This window comes from Nonomuraea monospora, assembly GCF_039531895.1.
GTDB classification, from domain to species: Bacteria; Actinomycetota; Actinomycetes; order Streptosporangiales; family Streptosporangiaceae; genus Nonomuraea; species Nonomuraea monospora.
In genome coordinates this window covers 18,558-36,971 of record NZ_BAAAQX010000036.1, presented here as the reverse complement: position 1 = coordinate 36,971, position 18,414 = coordinate 18,558, and the positions used below count along the sequence as shown (strand labels likewise).

Sequence of the window (18,414 nt, the reverse complement as noted above, 5' to 3'; positions counted from 1 at the left end):
CCGGAATGGCCGCACGGCCCGACATTACCCTTGTGGCCTCGGGTTCACTCCTGGCCTCAGGGCCTGCGTCCCCAGGCCTGCACCAGCAGGCTCTCGCGCACCACGGTGGTCGGCCGGGCCAGATGCGCGCCCAGCTCGCACTTCAGGGTCGCCAAGGTGTCCGGATCCGTGCCCCGGGCCAGGAGCCGCTCGCCGAACAGGCCGGCGAACTGCAGCAGCAGCCGCTGGCAGGGGCTGCGCGGAAGCCAGTAGAAGGCGTGCGCCGCCGTGTGCACCTCCTGGCAGCCCGCGGCCTCACGCAGCAGGCTCGGCAGCCGGGCCCCGATGTGCACGTCCCCGCCGAACACCGGGGCGATCATGGCCTTGAGCGCGTCCCAGGCGGGGTGCGGCGGGTCGCACTGCCAGGTGGCCCAGTCGTACTCCTGTACGGCGATCCAGCCGCCTGGCCGGGTGACCGCCGCCATGGCGGACACGACCGCAGCCGGGTCGGCGCTGTTGATCAGCAGGAGCCTGCAGTGGGCCAGGTCGAAGGCCGGTCTGTCGCCGCCGGAGAGCCTGCCCAGCTCGGTGGTGACGTTCGCCAGGCCCAGCCGGGCGATCGACTGCCGCGCCCAGGCGATCATCTGCTCGTTGTCGTCGAGGCCGACGACGCCGCCCCTCGGGCCGACCGCGTCGCTGAGCAGGTCGAGGATGCCCAGGGGGCCGCAGCCCACGTCGATGGCGCGGGCCGGCGCGGGCAGCGCGAGGCGTGCGACGAGCTGCCGGGCGGCGTCGCGCAGCAGATCGCCCTGGGCGAGCAGCCGCCGGTGCTCGGCGCTGGAGGCGCCGAGGAGGTAGGCGGAGTCATGGGGCGCTGAAGCCGATCGGGTCACCTGGGTTTTTCCTTGCTCACGGTCGTCACCATTACTCAGGCGTTGCTCAGAGTAGTTTTATCATTACACTGAGCGAGCAGCGGTGGGGGACCGCCCCGCCGGTCAAGAAGGAGACCCATCATGTCGGTGGACCCGAACTTTCGCTTGACCCGTCTCCGCGCCCGCTTCTCCCTCCTGGACGCCAACGGCGACGGCCGCCTCAGGGCCGAGGACTTCGCCCTCCTCGCCGGCCGCGTCTGCGCCTCACTCGGCGCGGACCCCAACTCCGCCAAGGCCCTCGCCCTGGCCGAAGGGTGCCGCGCGTACTGGGAGGGCCTGGCGGCGATCTCCGACAGCGACGGCGACGGAATCGTCACCTTCCAGGAGTACGCGGCGGCCGTCCCCGACTCCGACCACTTCGACGAGCACGGCTCACCGTACGCCCGCGCCCTGACCGCCCTGGCCGACATCGACGACGACGGACAGGTCGAGCACACCGACTTCGTCGCCTGCATGACGGCCATCGGCTTCGCCCTGCCGCAGGTGGAGCAGCTCTTCGCCACGCTGGCGAGCCACGGCGGCCGGGTCACCACCGACGCCTGGTCCGCGGCCATCAAGGCGTACTACGTCAGCACCTCGGCGCACACCCCCGGACAGATGCTGGCCAGCGAACCGGCATGACGACCACCAGCCCGGCGTCGCCGTGGCCCGCCCCCGCCTCGCACGGCGAGGGCGGGCCGCACGGCCAGCGAACCCGGCCTGACAGCCCGCCGCATGACCAGCGCGCCTGGCCTGACAGCCCGCCGCACGACCAGCGAGTCTGGCCAGACGGCCCGCGCACCGGCCTTTCGCGTGATCAGCGAGCCCAGCCTGACAGCCCGCGCACCGGCCCTGCGCCTTACCGGCCCCCCGGGCTGTCGCCGCTGCCGGTCGGCTCCTTCGCCAGCGCGGTCACCCGCATGCTGCTGGCCGGCGACGGCTCGACCACCCTGCTGCTGGAGGCGCTGACCGGCGGGCCGATCGGCGTCCGCCTGCAAGGCCTGGACCTCCGGCCCGCCGCCGGCCTGCCCGCCGACGTGCGAGCCCTGCTCCGGCTCACCGACGACTGCGCCGTCGCCGTCCGCCACTCGCTGCTGCACGACCACCACGGCACCCCGGTCTCCCACAACGAGGTGATCGCCTCGCTGAGCGCCCCCCGCCTGCGCCAGATCGCCACCGACCCCGTCCGCCCGCTCGGGCCGAACCTGATCGCCCACGGCATCGAGCACGGCCGCCACCTGCGCTCCACCGGCCTGGCCCGCTGGAGCGCGGAGGAGAGCGCCGCCGCGTCCAAGGCCTACCTGATCCGCGCCGCGGACACCCCGCTCATGCTCGTCTGGGAGATCTTCAACCCGGCCGTCGTGCCGCCTTCCCGCCACGGCGGTCCGTGAGACGTCAGCCGACAGTAGTCTTGAGGCAATCTTGGTTGCGCGAGCACGGAGGCCATGGCGCGATGCGGCTGGAGCGGGGTTCGGGTCGGCTCTACGGCGTGATGCTCGCGCTGGCCGCGGTGGTCCTCGTCGTGGACCAGCTCACCAAGCTCTGGGCGGTCTCCACGCTGTCCGACAGCGAACGCGTCCCCGTGATCCCGCCGCTGATCCACTTCCGGCTGCTCTACAACGCCGGAGCCGCGTTCTCCCTGGGCGCCGGCGCCACCTGGGTGTTCGCCCTGGCGGCGGCGGCCGCGGTGATCGGCATCCTCTACACCGCGCGCCGGCTGGCCTCGACCGGCTGGGCGCTGGTGCTGGGCGTGCTGCTCGGCGGCGCGGTGTCCCACCTGGGCGATCGGCTCTTCCGGGAGCCCGGCTTCGCCCACGGGCACGTCGTGGACTTCATCGACTACGGCCCGTTCGTCGGCAACGTCGCCGACATCGCGCTCACCTGCGGGGCCGCCGCCATGGTGCTGCTCAGCCTGCGCGGCGTGTCACTCGCCAGGGACGGTGAGGAAGAGCCCGCCTGAGGGTTCTTCAACTCCTCGGACAGCAGCTCCAGCAGGCCGGGCAGCTCACGCTCGATCTCCTGCCGGGGCAGCGAGACGGCGCTGCCGTTGCCGTGGTCGCGCTGCAGGATCAGCCCCGCCTCGCGCAGCACCCGGAAGTGATGCGTGCGCGCGGCCTTCTTCACCGGCAGGTCGAACGAGCCGCAGGCGCGCTCCCGGTCCTCGGGGTCGGCCGCGAGCTCGGCCACGACGCGGCGGCGGGAGTCGTCGGACCCGTCGGCATCTACGGCTTCGCCCGCCCCAAGCCCGAGCGCGCCGACGAGCTGGAGCGGCTGCTGCTGTCGTTCGTGGAGCCGACCAGGGCCGAGCCGGGCTCGATGCAGTACCAGGTCCACCGCGACGCGGCGGACCCCGGCACGCTCGTGTTCTACGAACTGTGGCGGTCGGCAGACGACCTGCGCGCGCATCTCGCACGTCCGGAACTCGCGCACTTCCAGCAGCACCGCATGGACTACCTGCGAGAAGACCTGGAGATCCACTGGCTGACGCCCCTCAGCGCCTGAGGCGATCAAGGACCAGAAAGGTGGAAAACGCCGCCCGCCGGACGTTGCGTGCTGTTACCTTCGCACGGTGGACGACACACGTGCACGGGCGGAGGCGATCGAGGGTTTCGCGACCATCCTGCGAGAGTTACGCAGCGCAGTCGGTAACCCCCCTTTCCGCGAGATGTCCGGCCGGTCGGGGGCGATCTCCCACACGACGTTGCACGAAGCCACGAAGGGTAACCGGCTCCCGAGCTGGGAGACCACCGTGGAGTTCGTCAAGGCTTGTGGCGCGGACCCGGCGGCGTACCGCGAACGCTGGGAGAGCGCCAGCCAGGCGGTCAGATCGACGGGCGCCGCGACCCACGCGGAACCCGCGATCACGGAGCCTCCCCCGCGAGGGGAGGGCAGGCGGCGGCTGACCCACCCGGCCGCGCTGGTGACAGCGGTGGTGATCCTGGCGGGAGCGGCGGTCCTCACGGTGGTCGCCGTCAACCGCAGCTCTCAGCCCCCCGCGCAGAGCCTCCACGTGACCGCCACCTCCTCCGCCGTCGCGTTCTCACCGGCCACCTGCCCCGTGCCCGCGACCAACCCGCCCTGGGCGGCGCCGCTGCACGAAGGGGACAAGGCCGAGTTCGTCGAGGACGTCACGCTCCCCGACTGCACCCGCGTCGGCGCCGGCGAGACCGTGACCAAGGTCTGGCGGCTCAGGAACGCGGGGTCTGTGCCGTGGAAGGGATACTCGCTGCGCCGGCTCGACCCGACGCAGCAGGCCGACCAGTGCCAGACCATCTCCGACGTGCCGATCGCGGACACGCAGCCGGGGGAGACGGTCGACATCCGTACCGACGTCACCACGCCCCGCAAGCCTGGCCTGTGCTACGTGCGCTTCAAGATGGTGGACGCCACCGGGGCGATCGTGTTCCCGGGCAGCCGGCCGATCAACTTCCAGCTCATCGTGGACGGCGCCGGCTCCCCGCCGTGACCACACGACGGAGAGCCGGACGACGAGGTCAGGAAGCCGAGGCGCTGAGCGCGATCCCCGTGTAGTAGTGCTGCAGGATCCTGGTGTAGCTCCAGCCCGCCGCGGCCTTGTCGCGGGAGCCGTACTGCGACATCCAGTCACCGGTGACCCAGTTGCCGCACGCCGTCGTCGTGGCGCAGTACTGCGCCCGGAAGATCTTCCCGCCGCGGGTCAGCCGGGTGCCCCAGGTCGCGTCCACGGCGGCGCTCGTCACCGCCTTCGCGGAGCCGGGCACGTACACCTGGCTCGACGTGTGGTCGTAGACGTCGAAGCACTGGCCGCCCGACGTCTTGCGGTTGGAGTGCAGCGCCCAGTACCAGCCGAAGTTCTTCACGGCCATCGCCCCGGCCTTCAGCGACTCCTTCGGCCAGCTCGACACCCACTCGTTGGGCAGGACGTTCTTGACGTAGGTCTTGAAGTCCACCCGTTCCACCCGGTTCAGGGCGGTCCGGTACACGAGGATCGTCGTGGGCAGCTTCGTGTCCGTGCCGTCCGTCTTGCACCCGGTGGGCGACGCGGACGGGCCGAACAGGTGCGAGGCGTTCTGGTTCTTGAGTGTGGCGTTCAGGTTGCCCTTGGTGCCTGCGGCGAAGTCCTGGTAGGTGCCGGTGTGTCCGGTGTTGAAGTAGACGCGGACGGTTTTGGTGCTGCGGTTCCAGACGGAGGCGGCGGCGTTCTTGATGCATTGGCCCTTGCCTGCGCCGGGGCCTTTGAAGTCGTAGCAGGTGGGCTGGGTGGTGGCGTAGTCGGCGATCGATCCGGTGAAGTCGGAGACCGATCCCTGGTTGCCGCTGTTGAAGTAGTAGCAGAACTCGCCGCTGTCACAGACGCCGTCACGGCCGGCGGCAGAGGCAGGCGCGGTGGTGGCGAGAACCGTCCCGCCGAGCGCCACCGCGGCGAGCCCCGATAACAGGCGCAGCTTTCTGGTGAGCACAGTCGTCTCCTCTTCGCTCTATCGGACGCTGTAGCCCTGGGAGTTCCAGAACGAGGTCGGGTTCGGGTTGTCCAGGTGCGGGTCGCCGACGCTCTTGGCCGCCCGCGTCTGCCGTCCGAGCCGCATCTCGACGTGGGTGTGCGCGGCCCCGCTGCTCGACACCCCGCGCCACGACTCGGTGGCGATGACCTGGCCGCGGCTGACCGTCTGGCCCACGCGCAGCGAGGAGAGCGGAGCGGAGTGCAGGTAGATCACCGTCTTGTTCGCCGCGGCGTTGTAGATGGCGATGGTGGACAGGTTCGCCCTGCCGGTCGCCCCGCGTACGACGTTGATGACCTGACCCGCCACCAGGGCGTGCACGTTCGAGCCCACGCCGCGCGCGATGTCGATGCCCTCGTGCCGGCCCGCGGTGTTGGTGTAACCGTCGAACCCGCAGGTGATCGTGCCGCTGGCCGTGTAGAGCGAGTACGACATCCTGCTGCGCGACGACGCGGACGGGCCGAACTCGTGCGAGGCGTTCTGGTTCTTGAGTGTGGCGTTCAGATTGCCCTTGGTGCCCGCGGCGAAGTCCTGGTAGGTGCCGGTGTGTCCGGTGTTGAAGTAGACGCGGACGGTCTTGGTGCTGCGGTTCCAGACGGAGGCGGCGGCGTTCTTGATGCATTGGCCCTTGCCCGCGCCGGGGCCTTTGAAGTCGTAGCAGGTGGGCTGGGTGGTGGCGTAGTCGGCGATCGATCCGGTGAAGTCGGAGACCGATCCCTGGTTGCCGCTGTTGAAGTAGTAGCAGAACTCGCCGCTGTCACAGACGCCGTCGCGGTTCGCGGCCGAGGCGGGCGTCGCGGCGGCGAGCAGCCCTCCGCCGAGCGCCATCGCGGTGAGGATGCTGGCGAACGTTCTCATGCTGATCTCCTTGATTCGAGTGATGATGGCGAGGACCGGTCAGCGGCGCCGGTACTCCTCCCAGGTGCGGATGGTCACCGCCGGGCCGTCGTCCCGGCCGCGGTTGGCGAGCCCGTTCAGGCCGAGGTAGTAGTCGCCGACCTGGTGCTGGGCCTGGCCGGACAGGCTCGGGTCGCTGATGGCGGCGGCGTGGATGTGCCACGGCCAGTCGCCCTGCTGCGGGCTGCGCAGCCACGCGGCGAAGCCGACCCGCCGCAGCGCGCGGACGGTCGCGGTGCGGGTGGCGGCGCTCATCCCCGCCACCGAGACGTCCACGACGCCGCCGCCGTCGTGGGTGCCCGCCGAGGTCGGGTCGCCGCCGGGGTTGTACGAGCCCTGATCCAGCGCGAAGTCACGGCCGAGCAGCCGCTTGGCCTCCGTCAGCATGCTGTTCGTACGGGCGTTGACGACGAACCCGCCGGTGGACACCCGGCCGCCCGGATTGATCACGGCGGTGACCTTGAAACGGCCGGCGCCCAGCTTGGTGAGCGACGCCTTCCCCGGCAGGCCGTTGGCGTCGAGCCCCGTGAGGCCGAGCGACTTCTGGTACTTCGCGTAGGCGGCGACCGTGGTGGTGCCGAAGTACCCGTCCACCCACTTCGCGTCCAGCAGCTTCCGGTCACTCAGCGCCTGCTCGACCAGCAGCACACTGGCCTCGGCGCCCGGGGTCAGCGTGTGGTCGGGCCGCCTCGGGTCGATCTGGGCCGCCTTGACGGTGGCCTCCATGTTGACGCTCGGAAGGACGCCCGCCTCGGCCGCCTGCGTCCCGAGCGCTCCGGTCAGCAGCGAGCCGGACAGGAGGGCCGGTATCAGGATGGTGGGCAGCGTCATGGTGACTCCTGGTGCGGGGGTGAGGGGCGGTGCCTGAGCGGCGACACCAACCTCGCCGTCCGCCTCGCGTGTCCGCAAGGAATCGGTGTTGTCAGCCTGTCCTGCGTGCCGTCTTACGGGCGTACGCGCAGGTGAGAGGCAGGCTTACGGACGTGTGCGCGAACGGGCCTCGGCCGCCCAGTGCGGCGCGTTCCACCGGTCGGCGACGACGGCGGCCCGGGCGAAGTGGGCGACGGCCTCGTCGGCGCGGCCCAGGAACGCGGCCAGCTCGCCGAGCGTGTGGGCGACCGGGCGCACCGCCACCGACAGGCTCTCGGCGCCCGCCGGTGGGCCGTCGCGGTGCGGGAGCAGCGTCGCGTAGATCTCCTTGGCGGCGTCGCGGTCGTTCAGCGCGACGGCGGCCATCGCGCGCAACGTGGTGAAGAAGGTGAAGAAGAAGTCCGGGCGGATCGGGCCGGCCGACGCGCGGGCCACGCGGGCCTCGGCGTCCAGGCCGTTGGCGTGGAGGGCGAGCGCGAGCAGGTCGGCGGTCATGGGGCCGAGCATGGCGTGCAGGGCGCGCACGTCGTCCAGGTGCGCGCCGAGCGTGCCCTCGTTCAGCCGGATCGTGGCCAGGGCGAGCTGCAGGAAGCCCGTGGCGTGCACCGACCCGATGCGCCGCATGCCCTCGCCGGCCTCGGCGAAGAGCCGTTCGGCGTCGGCGAACCGGCCTTCGACGAGCGCCAGCCCTGCCAGCGCGATCTCGGTGACGGCGATCGCCTCGCGAACCCGGTAGGCGTGCGCGAGCTCCAGGGCCTCGGTGATCACCTGACGCGTGGTCGCCGGGTCGTTGGCCGCGGCGGCGACGGCGGCGTGGTTGAGCAGCCCGGTGATCCGGTAGACCGGCAGGTCGTGCTCGGCGCCGAGTTCCACCAGCTCCCGGCAGAGCCCGGCGTCGCCGTGCACCTCGGACAGGATCTGGAGCGCCGCGGCCCGCAACCGGGGATCGGTGGCGAGGTCGAGTGCCTCCTGCGCCGCCTCCGCGACGGTCGGGTCGTCCTCGCCGATCAGCTCGGTGGCGTACGCCGTCAGGAGCCGGGACCGTACGGAAGGGGGCAGGTCACGCTTCAGCAGGCGGCTCAGCCGGTCGACCACGACCCGGTCCACCGTGCCGTACGTGCGGGCCTGCCAGGGGGTCGGCTCCGTCCACGCGGTGAACGCGGCGATCATAAGGTCGTCGCGGCCCAGGGACTCCGCGTACTCCACGGCCTCGCGCCGGGTCTCGCGGGCGGCGGCGACGGCCCCCGACCGGATCTGCGCGCGCAGCAGCCTGCCGAGCAGCTCGACGCGTTCGTCCGGACCGGTCGCGTTGGCGACGGCGTCGGCGAGGAGACCGGCCGCCACGTCGTGCGCGTAGCGGGCCTCGGCGAGGTCGGCCGCCTGGACGCAGTAGCCGACGGCCTCCGGCGAGCCGGCGCGCGCGTAGTGGTGGGCCAGCGCCGCGACGTCGCCGGTGCCTTCGAGCGCGGCGGCGATCCTGGCGTGCATCCGGGTGGCCCGCAGCCTGCTGACGTCGGCGACGAGTGTGTCCCTGACGAGGGCGTGCACGAAGCGGACGCGTCCGGGGCCCGGCTCGTCGAGCAGCCCGGCGATGACGCCCGCGTCCAGGGCGTCCATCACCCCGTCCTCGTCGGTGTCGGCGGCCTTGACCAGGACGTCCACGGAGCTCTCCCGGCCCGCGACCGCGGCGAGCCGCAGCACGGACACGCCCCCCTCGGGCAGGCGCGCGAGGCGGCGGCGCAGGACGTCCCGCACGCCCTCCGGAACCTCGGACAGGGCGACCAGCGCGCCTTCGCCGCTCAGCAGCCGGGCGCTCTCGCGCACGTAGAACGGGTTCCCGCCGGTGCGCTCCGCGATCCCCGCGATCGTCTCCTCGTCGGTGTCGCACTCGGCCCGTACGAGCCGCGCGACCGCCGCGTCGTCCAGCCCCGGCAGCGCCAGGCGGAGGGGCGCGGCGCGGGCGAGGGTGGCCAGCGTCTCGGCGAGGCGCCCGCTCTCGTCCGCCCGGTACGCCGCGACGACCAGGACCGGGGCCCGCAGGCCGAGGACGCCGCCGAGCAGTTCGAGCGTGGTGGCGTCCGCCCAGTGCACGTCGTCCAGCACGACGGCGACCGGGCGTCGCGCGGCCACCGCCGCGAGCCACTTCCACACGGCTTGGCGCAGGCGGAACCGGCCCGCGGTGGCGTCGGCCTTGACCGGCTCGGTGTCAGTGAGCAGCGGCGCGAGGTCGTTCGCGAACTCGCCCGGGGACATGATCGCGGCGACCGCGCTCAGCGCCTCCGTCCAGGCCCACGCGGGTGGCGCGCTGTCCACCTCGGGGCAGCGGCCGACGGCGACCAGCCATCCGTCGCGTTCGAGGCGCCTGGTCAGGTGGTCCAGCAGCGTCGACTTGCCCAGCCCGGCCTCGCCGGTGACCAGGGCGACGCGGGCCCCATCGGTGGCTGCCCCGGTGGCGGCCGTGAGCAGCGCCGACAGCTCCGCCTCGCGCCCGACGAACGACGCCTCGCGTCCGACCGCCTCCTGCCCGAGCGCCTCTTGCCCGAGCGCCTCTTGCCCGAGCGGCTCCTGTCGGAGCGTCTCGCGTGCGAACGCCTCGCCTCCGAGCGCCTCTTGCCCGAGCGCCTCCCGTCCCAACGCCTCCCGTTCCAACGCCTCGCGTCCGGCGAACGGCGCTTCGGCGGGCGGGGCAGGCCGTGGCGGCGGTGCGTCCCCCGCCGGGGGCACGCTCTCGCGCAGGACGTCCGTGCGCTGGGTGAGGATCGCCTCCTCCAGCGCCGTCAGATCCGGGCCGGGGTCGAGCCCGAGTTCCTCGGCGAGGATGCCGCGGGCGCGGCGGAGCGTCGCCAGCGCGTCGGCCTGGCGTCCGCTGCTCCACAACGCCAGGGCGTGCAGCCGCCAGCCTTCCTCGCGCAGGGGCTCCTCACGGGTGAGCCGTTCGGCCTCGGGAACGACGGCGGCCGGGTCGCCGGCACGCAGACCGGCCGCGACGCGCAGCTCGGTGGCGACCAGGCGCAGCTCGTTCAGCCGGGCCGTCTCGGCGGCGGCCCACGGCTCGTCGGCGACCTCGGCGTACGCCGGCCCCTGCCACAGCTCCAGCGCCTCGGCGAGCCGGGCCTGCGCGGCGCGCGGGTCGCTGTCCGCACGCGCCCGGCCCAGCAGTCCCTCGAACCGCCACGCGTCCACCGCGTCCGGCGGCAACCGCAGCGCGTAGCCCGGTGCCGCGCTGACCAGCAGCCGGGCCGGGGTGCGCGGCGGACGTCCGGGTTCCAGCAACCGGCGCAGGTTGGACACGTACGCCTGCAAGGACATCAACGCCCGCGCCGGCGGCTCACCGCGCCACAGATCCTCGATCATCCGGTCGACCGGCACGACCTGCCCGCGCGCCGCCACCAGCAACGCCAGCACGCCCCGCTGCCGTGGCCCGCCCAGAGGAACGGCCTCGCCGCCGACCTCGGCCGCGAAAGAGCCCAGCACCCGGATGAAGACCATGATTCCGCTCATCGTACGCGGACGGCTCCAAATGGCCTCCAAGTCCCTTCCAAAGACCCCGGAGCAGCCTGAACACCTCGCCACCCACCGACCGAGGGCAGGAGCAGATGAGCGTCAACACCCAGGACCTGGAGATCGTCCACCGCGCGCTCCGCCGTGAGTCACGGCTGCTGACGAAGCTGGTCGCGGCCGTCACCCCGGGTGACACCGCTCGCGCCAGGGTGATCGCCGACCACTTCCGCCTCTACCGGCTGGGCCTGCGCAACCACCACGCGGGCGAGGACGAGCTGCTGTGGCCGCCGCTGCTGTCCCGGGTGGACCTGGAGGCCGACATCGTGCTGCGCATGCAGGCCCAGCACGAGCGCGTCGCGGCCACCCTGACCAGGCTGGACGCCGCGGTCCCCGTCTGGGAAGCCACGGCGGGCGCCGACGAACGCGACACCGTCGTGGCCGCCCTCTGCGAGCACCGCGCCGTCCTGCTGGAACACCTCGACGACGAGGAGGCCACCCTCCTCCCGCTCGCGGCCGAGCACCTCACCGAGCGGGAGTGGGCCTCCCTGGGCGACCACCTGGTGACCAGCACCCCCAGGCCCGCCCTGCTCACGCTCCTCGGCGCCGTCCTGGAGGACGCGAACCCGGCCGAACGCGCCGCCGTCCTCCGCGGCCTCGCCACCCGGGTCCGTGTCACCTGGCACCTCATCGGCCGCCCCCGCTACGCCCGCCACCTCCACCACCTCCGCCAGCCCGAACCCCGCGTCCGCCAGCCCGAACCCCGCGTCCGCCAGCCCGAACCCCGCGTCCGCCAGCCCGAACCTCGAAGGAGAACCACCATGTCGCTGAAGAAGCTCAACACCGTCCTGGCCGCCGCCGTAGTCCTGTTCACCCTCTACCTCGGGCTGTCCTTCATCCTGCCGCTCGGGACGACCTTCCCCGGCCTCCCGGACTGGCCCTCCGACGGCAGCGGCTTCCCCATCGTGAAGGGCAGCCGCGAGCTCGCGATGGGCCTGGCCATGGGTGTCCTGCTGGTGACGGGCCAGCGCCGCCCCCTGGGCTGGGTGCTGCTGATGGTGTCCGTCGCCCCGTTCGGCGACATGGTCAACGTCCTGGCCCACCACGGCTCCGCGGTCGCCGCGTACGCCGTTCACGGCCTGACCGCGGTGCTGATCGCGGTCACGGGGGCGCTGATGCTCCGCGAGACCCGCAAGGCCTGAAGAGCCCCGGCTGACAACTCAACTCAAAGGAGACGACAATGACGATCAACGATCTGCGCGGTGTCCTCAAGGGCCGCGTCCTCCTGCCCGGCGACGACGGCTTCGACCAGTCGGCCACCCCCTGGAACCGCACCGTCCGACAGCCGGTCGCCGCCGTGGCGGAGGCCGCGGACGCCGACGACGTGACGGCGCTCGTGCGCCACGCGCGGCGGGCGGGCCTGACGGTGACCGCGCAGCCGAGCGGGCATGGCGCCTCCGGCGACGTGGACGGCCTGATCCTGCTGCGTACCGGCCTGCTGAACGAGGTGGAGATCCGCGCCGAGGAGCGCGTGGCCCGGGTGGGCGCGGGCGCGAAGTGGGGCCAGGTGCTGGCGGCGGCCGGCCCGCTGGGCCTGACCGGCCTCGCCGGCAGCGCGCCTGGCGTCAGCGTGACCGGCTACACCCTGGGCGGCGGGATCGGCTGGTTCAGCCGCAAGCACGGCTTCGCATCCGGCAGCGTCCGCGCCATCGACCTCGTGGACGCCGACGGCGAGCCACGCCGGGTGACCGCCGAGTCCGACCCCGACCTGTTCTGGGCGCTACGCGGCGGCGGCGGCGACTTCGCGCTGGTGACCGCCCTCGAACTCGACCTGTATCCCGCACCGTCCCTGTACGGCGGGCGCGTGATCTGGCCGGAACACCGCACCCGCGAGGTGTTCGACGCCTTCCTGGAACTCACCGCCGAAGCGCCGCGCGAGCTGAGCATCTGGCTCAACCGGCTCCAGCCCCCCGGCGCCCCTCCCATGGTGACGCTCGACCTGGCCTACCTGGGCGAGTCGGCCCAGGGACAGGACCTGCTGGTACGCCTCGACAAGATCGAGGACACGATCTCCGACAGCCGCGGCGTCGTCCCGCTCGCCGCCCTGGGCTCCATCGCCGCCGAACCGACCGATCCGGCCCCGTCCATCACACGCACGGAACTGCTCACCGGCCTCGACGCGGACGCGGTGAACCTCCTGCTCGCCAAGCCCGTCGAACCGCTCATCAACCTCCAGATCAGGCACCTGGGCGGGGCACTGGCCGAGCCGGGCCCCGGTGCGAGCGGCGTGGTGGCGGAGCCGTACCTCCTCGGAATGGTAGGCCTCGGCCTGCCGCACACGGCCGCTGCGACGCGCGCCCGGCAGGCCGAGGTGGTGGCCGACCTGGGGGCTTACGTCAGCGGTCGCAAGCCGTACACCATGCTGTCGCCGGGGGAGACGGCGGCGCAGTCCTTCCCTGAAGGCACGCTTGAGCGGCTGCGGGAGATCAAGCGGGCCCGCGACCCGCACAACGTGTTCCGCGCCAACTACCCGGCGCTCGGCTGATTTCCAGTCGTCGGAGCTGATCGGCGGCCCCTACTGGACGCTGTGCCGGGGAGGATGCTCGCGCGGTGCCGGGAAGCCGGATCGTGACGAGGAGCCCACCGGCGGGGCGGGGTGTGAGGTCGAGTGTCCCGTCGTGTGCCTGGACGATGCTGTGCACGATGGCCAGCCCGAGGCCGACGCCCGCGTGGTCGTCGAGGCGTGCGCGGTGGGTTCCGCGTTGGAAGGGTTCGGTGAGGGTCGGCAGGAGTTCTGGTGGGAGCCGTTGGCCGGTGTTCTCGATCCGCAGCACGCTCGCGTCGCGCCGCGCCTCGGTGTGGACCGTGACGGTGCCCTTGCTGGGGAGGTTGTGGACGATGGCGTTCTGGACGAGGTTGGTCACCATCCGCAGCAGGAGCGCCGCGGAGCCGGCGGCCCAGGCCTTCCCGCCGGTGACCTCGAACGCGATCCGGCGCTTCTCCGCGAGGGGAAGCAGCGTTTCCGCGGCTTCTTCGACAAGGAGAGACAGGTCGACGGGTTCGGGGTTGAAGCTGCCTCGCTCGCTGCGGCTGAGCAGGAGGAGGGCCTCGGTGAGGTCGATCGCGCGCGTGTTGACGGAGCTGAGGCGTTCGATGAGTTCGGTCCGGTCCCGTCGGGGGTCGTCGCGGGCGACGTCGAGGAGCGCCCGCGAGATCGCCAGCGGGGTGCGGAGTTCGTGGGAGGCGTTCGCGGCGAACCGTTGCTGCCGGCCGACGTGGGATTCGAGTTGCTCGAGCATGGTGTCGAACACATCGGCCAGTTCGCGGAACTCGTCCTCGCTGCCCGGGAGCCGGATCCGGTGGGAGAGCGATCCGCTGGCGGCCAGCCGTGCCGCGTCCGCGATCCTGGTCAGTGGCGCGAGCATCCGGCCGGCCAGGACCCACCCGCCCATGAGGCCGAACACCAGGAGGAAGCCCAGCGCCAGGGCCGCGGCGGGCAGGAAGAGGCGCAGGAGGTCCGTGCGGTTGGGCACGTATACGGGAGCCATGATGCTGATGCGGTCGGGCACGTAGCGCAGCAGGAACACCCACACCACGGACAGCAGGAGAGCGCCGGCGAGCAGGAGGAACCCGGCGTAGCTGATGGTGAGTTTCGCGCGGGCGCTGAGCCCTGGGCGTCTATTCATGAGCGCGGTCAGGGCGGGCGGGGTCCGTGCCGCTGTCGATGCGGTAGCCCACGCCGGGCACCGTGGCGATGAGCCATGGTTCGCCGAGTCGTTTGCGCAGGGCGGAGACGGTGATGCGGACGGCGTTGGTGAAAGGGTCGGCGTTGGCGTCCCAGGCCCGCTCCAGCAGCTCTTCGGCGCTGACGACACCGCCCTCGGCGGCGACGAGGACGTTCAGCACGGCGAACTGCTTGCGGGTGAGCGCCACGTAGCGCCCGTCGCGGAAGACCTCCCGGCGGAAGGTGTCCAGCCGCAGGCCCGCGATCTCGATGACCGGGGGGCGGGCGTACGCCCGCCTGCGGTCCAGCGCCCTCAGCCGCAGGACGAGCTCGCGAAGCTCGAACGGCTTGGTGAGATAGTCGTCGGCGCCGAGCGCGAACCCGGAGGCCTTGTCGTCGATCCGGTCGGCGGCGGTGAGCATGAGGATCGGGATGCCGCTGCCGGAGGCGACGATCCGGCAGGCGATCTCGTCACCGGAAGGGCCGGGGATGTCGCGGTCGAGGACCGCGAGGTCGTAGGAGTTGACGCTGAGCAGCTCCAGGGCGGAGTCGCCGTCGCCGGCGAGGTCGGCGGCGATCGCCTCCAGCCGGAGACCGTCACGGATGGCTTCGGCCAGGTAGGGCTCGTCCTCCACGATCAGTACGCGCATGACGCGAGCCTAGGAAGCACGGCATATCGCGAGCGTATGCCACCGAACGCGCGGCATCGGGGCGTCAGGCGGGGGCCGTGAGGTCGTAGACCTCGGCCGTGCCGACCGTGCGGGCGGTGAAGGTGGTCTTCACCCACTCGACGATCCGCTGGGCGGCATCGCTGCCGCCTTGCGGACTGCCGTTGCCCATCCCGCCGCCGTCCACGAAGTAGTGGATCTGCTTCCGGGCCACGTACTGCTGGAACTGCTCGAGTGTGGGAGCAGGGTCGGTGCCGTTGAAGCCGCCGATCGCCATCACCGGCGTCCGCGTGGCCAGCTGGTACACCGCGGCGTTGAGGGACGTCAACGTCGCGGCGGGCCACCGGTAGGAGGCCGCGTCCGCCTTCAGCAGCGCCACCAGCTCAGCGCTGGGAGGAGGCGAGGAGTGCATGAGGACGACCTCGCGGCCGGGCTGCTGCTTCCCCCGGCTCGTTGCTGTCCGCATCAGACCGGCGCCTGACGCGACGGCGGGCCCGGCGGTCACTATCACCCCGCTACGCGGGGAGGCGACCGTTTCCTGTGCGTACGCGGCCGGCCCCGCCAGCGCGCGCCGCACGGCCGCCCCCGCGACCACCCGCCCCGGCAGGTAGGCGGCTCGCAGCACCATTCCGGCCGTGACGAGGCCACCCACGACGACGACCGGGCCCAGCCACGGATGCCAATCGGGGGTGCGCCGCAGCAGCGCGTACGACCACGCCGCCGTGACCGCCACGACCGCCGCCAGCGTGGCCGCGCCCGCCACCGTGCGCCGCCGCGGCCACAGCAGCCCGAACCCCAACCCGACCAGGGCGGCGACCGCCGGGGCAGCGCCACGGTGTAGTACTGGTGGAAGATGCCCCGCATCAGGCTGAACACCGCGCCGGTGACCAGCACCCACCCACCCCACAGCCCCAGCGAGGCGCGTACGCGGCCACCGTGAGTAGCAGCACCAGCAAGGCGTCCGGGTTGTTGAACCGGAACATCAGCGTGGCCACCGGCGTCAGCGCCAGCACCGCACCGGCCAGCAGCCCCGCGCCCGCCTCGACCCGCGCGGGCACGGCGCCTGCCAGCGCGCGCCGCACGGCCGCGGACACGGTCGCGACGGTCGCCACGCCCATCAGCGCCTGCGGCAGCAGGATGCTCCACGAGTTCACCCCGAACAACCGCGCGGAGATCGCCATCGGCCACAACGCGGCGGGCGGCTTGTCCACGGTGATCGCGCCCGCCGCGTCGGAGGAGCCGAAGAAGAACGCCTTCCAACTGCTCGCCCCGGCCTGCACCGCGGCCGAGCAGAAGGAGTTCGCCCACTCCGCGGCGCTCAGCCGCCACGTGTACAGCACGGCCGTGCCTGCCAGCAGCACCACAAGCACGGGCCGGGCCCAGGCCGGGTCGCCCCCGGCGGGGCTCGCGCGCCGCCGGGCAACGGACGTCAGTCTCGCCATGAACGCTCCTCAGCTCAACCGGTAAAGCTGCTGCTCAGCGCCTGTCGAGGAGGACGGCGACTCCCCGTACTCGCCGGCGTCGACCAGGGCGCCGTTCTGCCGCACCCATGCCGTGACAGCCGAGATCGCACCCTTACGAGGACCGGCCGATGCGTTGAGCAGGATGTGGCGCAGCTCGCCGTTCCTGATGTAGTCCTGCAGCTTGGCCACCGTCATCGCCGGGTCCTGCCCGGTGAAGCCGCCCATCGCGATCACCGGCTCGCCGGTCGACAGGATGATCCCCGCGGCCTGCTGGGCACCGGACACCGCGACCAGCCAGCGCGCATCGCCCCGGTTCCTGTGCAGGTAGCCGATCAGCCCGGGGCTCAGCGCGGCGGCCGGCCCGCCGGCCATGCGAACGCCGCCGCCCCCTGTCTGCCGCATTCCAGGGCCCTGCTCCATGGACGGCCCCGCCAGCGCGTTGCCGTACGAGTCCTTCGCACCGCCGAACGCGGTCGCCGACGCGTACGCTCCCGGGCCCGCCAGCGCCGTGACCAGCGTGAACGCCACCGACGCGACGGCGATCCCACGGCCGCGCCGCCCCGGCAGCCGCGCGGCCACGAGCGCAGCCACCGCCACCGCGGTCGCCGCCACGACCACCCAGCGCAGCCACGGATTCCACTCGGGAGTGCGGTTCAGCAGCACGAACGACCACGCGCCCGTGGCCACCACGCCCACCGGCAGCACCCACGACCAGCCGACCGACCGCCGGTACGCGCCGTACAGCAGCACCCCGCCCGAGCCGGCCAGCGCGGCGATCGCCGGGGCCAGCGCCGTGGTGTAGTACGGGTGGAACACGCCCCCGGCGAAGCTGAACACCACGTGATGCACGGCCAGCCAGCCGCCCCACAGCACCAGCGCGGCCCGCGCCGGGTCGGTGCGCGGCCGCTTCCGCAGCAGCACCAGCCCCGCCACCAGCGCGAGCACCGCGAACGGCAGCAGCCAGGAGATCTGGCCGCCGACGATGTCGTTGAACAACCGTCCCGCGCCCGCGGCGCCACCGAAACTGCCTCCGCCGGAACCCCCTCCCTCGCCGAGGATCCGGCCGAGGCCGTTGAAGCCGATGACCACGTCCCACACGGTCCCGTCGGTGCTGCCGCCGGCGAACGGGCGGCTCGCGGCCGGGATCAGGTCGACCACCACCATCCACCAGGAGCTCGACACCGCCAGCGCCACACCGGCCGCCAGCAGGTGCCAGATCCGGCGCGGCACGTCCGGCCTGGCAGCCACCAGGTAGGCCAGAGCCAGTGCCGGGACGACCACGAACGCCTGCAGCATCTTGGTGTTGAACCCGCACCCCACGAACCCCGCCGAGGCCAGCAGCCAGGTCAGGCGTCCCGTCTCGATCGCGCGCCCGCACGCCCACGCGGCCAGCACCAGGAACAGCACCAGCAACGGGTCGGGGGCGTTCTCGCGGTTGATGGCGACCGTGATCGGCGTCAGCGCCAGCACCCCGGCCGCGATCAGCGCCGCCGGGAGCCCGGCCGCCCGCCGCACCGTGGCGTGCAGCACCGCGACGGCGGCCACCCCGGCCAGCACCTGCGGCAACATCAGGCTCCACGTCCCGAACCCCAGGACGCGGGCGAACAGGCCCATCACCCACAACGCCATCGGGGGCTTGTCCACGGTGATGAACGACTCGGAGTCCAGCGAGCCGAAGAAGAACGCCTTCCAGCTCTCGGTGCCGCTCTTGACCGCCGCCGAGTAGTAGGCGTTGGCGTGGCCGGCCGACGTCAGGCTCCACGCGTACAGCACGAAGGCCGCCAGCAGCACGCCCCAGAGCGCGGGACGCGACCAGCGCGGATCTTCAGGGCCGCCCAGGGCCAGCCGGCGCAGCAAGCGGTGACTCCCGCGATGACTGCCGGACGCGGACGTGCCTGACGGGCCGGGAAGCGTCGGCGAATGATG

17 protein-coding genes are annotated in these 18,414 nt (G+C 72.6%); 7 read left to right on the top strand and 10 right to left on the bottom strand.

Annotated features, from left to right (window positions below; translation table 11 throughout):
* Nucleotides 1–56: 56 nt before the first annotated feature.
* Entirely contained in the window at nt 57–872 is an 816-nt protein-coding gene (locus tag ABD331_RS46095; RefSeq protein WP_344490255.1) for a methyltransferase domain-containing protein, read from the bottom strand.
* Nucleotides 873–992: 120 nt separating this feature from the next.
* On the opposite strand from ABD331_RS46095, the gene ABD331_RS46090 reads away from it, so the two are divergent.
* From ABD331_RS46090 to ABD331_RS46070, 5 genes are all read left to right on the top strand, one after another.
* A complete protein-coding gene (locus ABD331_RS46090) occupies nt 993–1,532 on the top strand; it encodes an EF-hand domain-containing protein (protein ID WP_344490252.1) in 540 nt (179 codons plus the stop codon).
* Nucleotides 1,529–2,281 (top strand): hypothetical protein, encoded by a 753-nt coding sequence (locus ABD331_RS46085; RefSeq protein ID WP_344490249.1) that lies wholly within the window; start codon nt 1,529–1,531, stop codon nt 2,279–2,281. The genes ABD331_RS46090 and ABD331_RS46085 overlap by 4 nt, the downstream gene beginning before the upstream one ends.
* A gap of 62 nt (nt 2,282–2,343) precedes the next feature.
* A complete protein-coding gene (locus tag ABD331_RS46080) occupies nt 2,344–2,850 on the top strand; it encodes a signal peptidase II (RefSeq protein ID WP_344490246.1) in 507 nt (168 codons plus the stop codon).
* 140 nt (nt 2,851–2,990) lie between these two features.
* Nucleotides 2,991–3,392: a putative quinol monooxygenase gene (locus tag ABD331_RS46075; protein ID WP_344490243.1), complete on the top strand. Its 402-nt coding sequence runs from the start codon at nt 2,991–2,993 to the stop codon at nt 3,390–3,392.
* A gap of 67 nt (nt 3,393–3,459) precedes the next feature.
* Nucleotides 3,460–4,356, top strand: a complete 897-nt coding sequence (locus tag ABD331_RS46070; protein WP_344490239.1) for an NBR1-Ig-like domain-containing protein — start codon at nt 3,460–3,462, stop codon at nt 4,354–4,356.
* A gap of 28 nt (nt 4,357–4,384) precedes the next feature.
* Here ABD331_RS46070 and ABD331_RS46065 read toward each other — a convergent pair whose 3' ends face one another.
* The 4 genes from ABD331_RS46065 to ABD331_RS46050 all read right to left on the bottom strand — a co-directional run bounded on the left by ABD331_RS46065 (nt 4,385) and on the right by ABD331_RS46050 (nt 10,624).
* Nucleotides 4,385–5,329, bottom strand: coding sequence for a SpoIID/LytB domain-containing protein (locus tag ABD331_RS46065; RefSeq protein WP_344490236.1), 945 nt, complete (start codon nt 5,327–5,329; stop codon nt 4,385–4,387).
* 18 nt (nt 5,330–5,347) lie between these two features.
* Entirely contained in the window at nt 5,348–6,226 is an 879-nt protein-coding gene (locus tag ABD331_RS46060) for a peptidoglycan DD-metalloendopeptidase family protein (RefSeq protein ID WP_344490234.1), read from the bottom strand.
* A gap of 39 nt (nt 6,227–6,265) precedes the next feature.
* On the bottom strand, nt 6,266–7,096 hold the full coding sequence (locus ABD331_RS46055; RefSeq protein ID WP_344490231.1) for a peptidoglycan-binding domain-containing protein: 831 nt from the start codon (nt 7,094–7,096) through the stop codon (nt 6,266–6,268).
* A gap of 144 nt (nt 7,097–7,240) precedes the next feature.
* Nucleotides 7,241–10,624 carry an ATP-binding protein gene (locus ABD331_RS46050; RefSeq protein WP_344490228.1) on the bottom strand — a complete coding sequence of 1,128 codons (3,384 nt, stop codon included), beginning with the start codon at nt 10,622–10,624 and terminating at the stop codon, nt 7,241–7,243.
* A 107-nt stretch (nt 10,625–10,731) separates the two neighbouring features.
* Between ABD331_RS46050 and ABD331_RS46045 the strand changes: the two genes are divergently transcribed.
* Together ABD331_RS46045 and ABD331_RS46040 are read left to right on the top strand one after the other, a co-directional pair.
* Complete coding sequence (locus ABD331_RS46045; RefSeq protein ID WP_344490225.1) at nt 10,732–11,835, top strand: DUF4267 domain-containing protein; 1,104 nt, start codon at nt 10,732–10,734, stop codon at nt 11,833–11,835.
* 38 nt (nt 11,836–11,873) lie between these two features.
* Nucleotides 11,874–13,178, top strand: a complete 1,305-nt coding sequence (locus ABD331_RS46040) for an FAD-binding oxidoreductase (protein ID WP_344490222.1) — start codon at nt 11,874–11,876, stop codon at nt 13,176–13,178.
* On the opposite strand, the gene ABD331_RS46035 is transcribed toward ABD331_RS46040, so the two are convergent.
* The 5 genes from ABD331_RS46035 to ABD331_RS46015 all read right to left on the bottom strand — a co-directional run bounded on the left by ABD331_RS46035 (nt 13,120) and on the right by ABD331_RS46015 (nt 18,345).
* Complete coding sequence (locus tag ABD331_RS46035; protein WP_344490219.1) at nt 13,120–14,229, bottom strand: sensor histidine kinase; 1,110 nt, start codon at nt 14,227–14,229, stop codon at nt 13,120–13,122. The genes ABD331_RS46040 and ABD331_RS46035 overlap by 59 nt on opposite strands.
* A gap of 82 nt (nt 14,230–14,311) precedes the next feature.
* Complete coding sequence (locus ABD331_RS46030; RefSeq protein WP_344490216.1) at nt 14,312–15,007, bottom strand: response regulator transcription factor; 696 nt, start codon at nt 15,005–15,007, stop codon at nt 14,312–14,314.
* Between the two features lie 64 nt (nt 15,008–15,071).
* Nucleotides 15,072–15,824: a mannosyltransferase YkcB-related protein gene (locus ABD331_RS46025; RefSeq protein WP_344490213.1), complete on the bottom strand. Its 753-nt coding sequence runs from the start codon at nt 15,822–15,824 to the stop codon at nt 15,072–15,074.
* 64 nt (nt 15,825–15,888) lie between these two features.
* Nucleotides 15,889–16,467, bottom strand: a complete 579-nt coding sequence (locus ABD331_RS46020; protein WP_344490210.1) for an ArnT family glycosyltransferase — start codon at nt 16,465–16,467, stop codon at nt 15,889–15,891.
* A gap of 9 nt (nt 16,468–16,476) precedes the next feature.
* Nucleotides 16,477–18,345 (bottom strand): ArnT family glycosyltransferase, encoded by a 1,869-nt coding sequence (locus tag ABD331_RS46015; RefSeq protein ID WP_344490207.1) that lies wholly within the window; start codon nt 18,343–18,345, stop codon nt 16,477–16,479.
* Nucleotides 18,346–18,414: the final 69 nt, after the last annotated feature.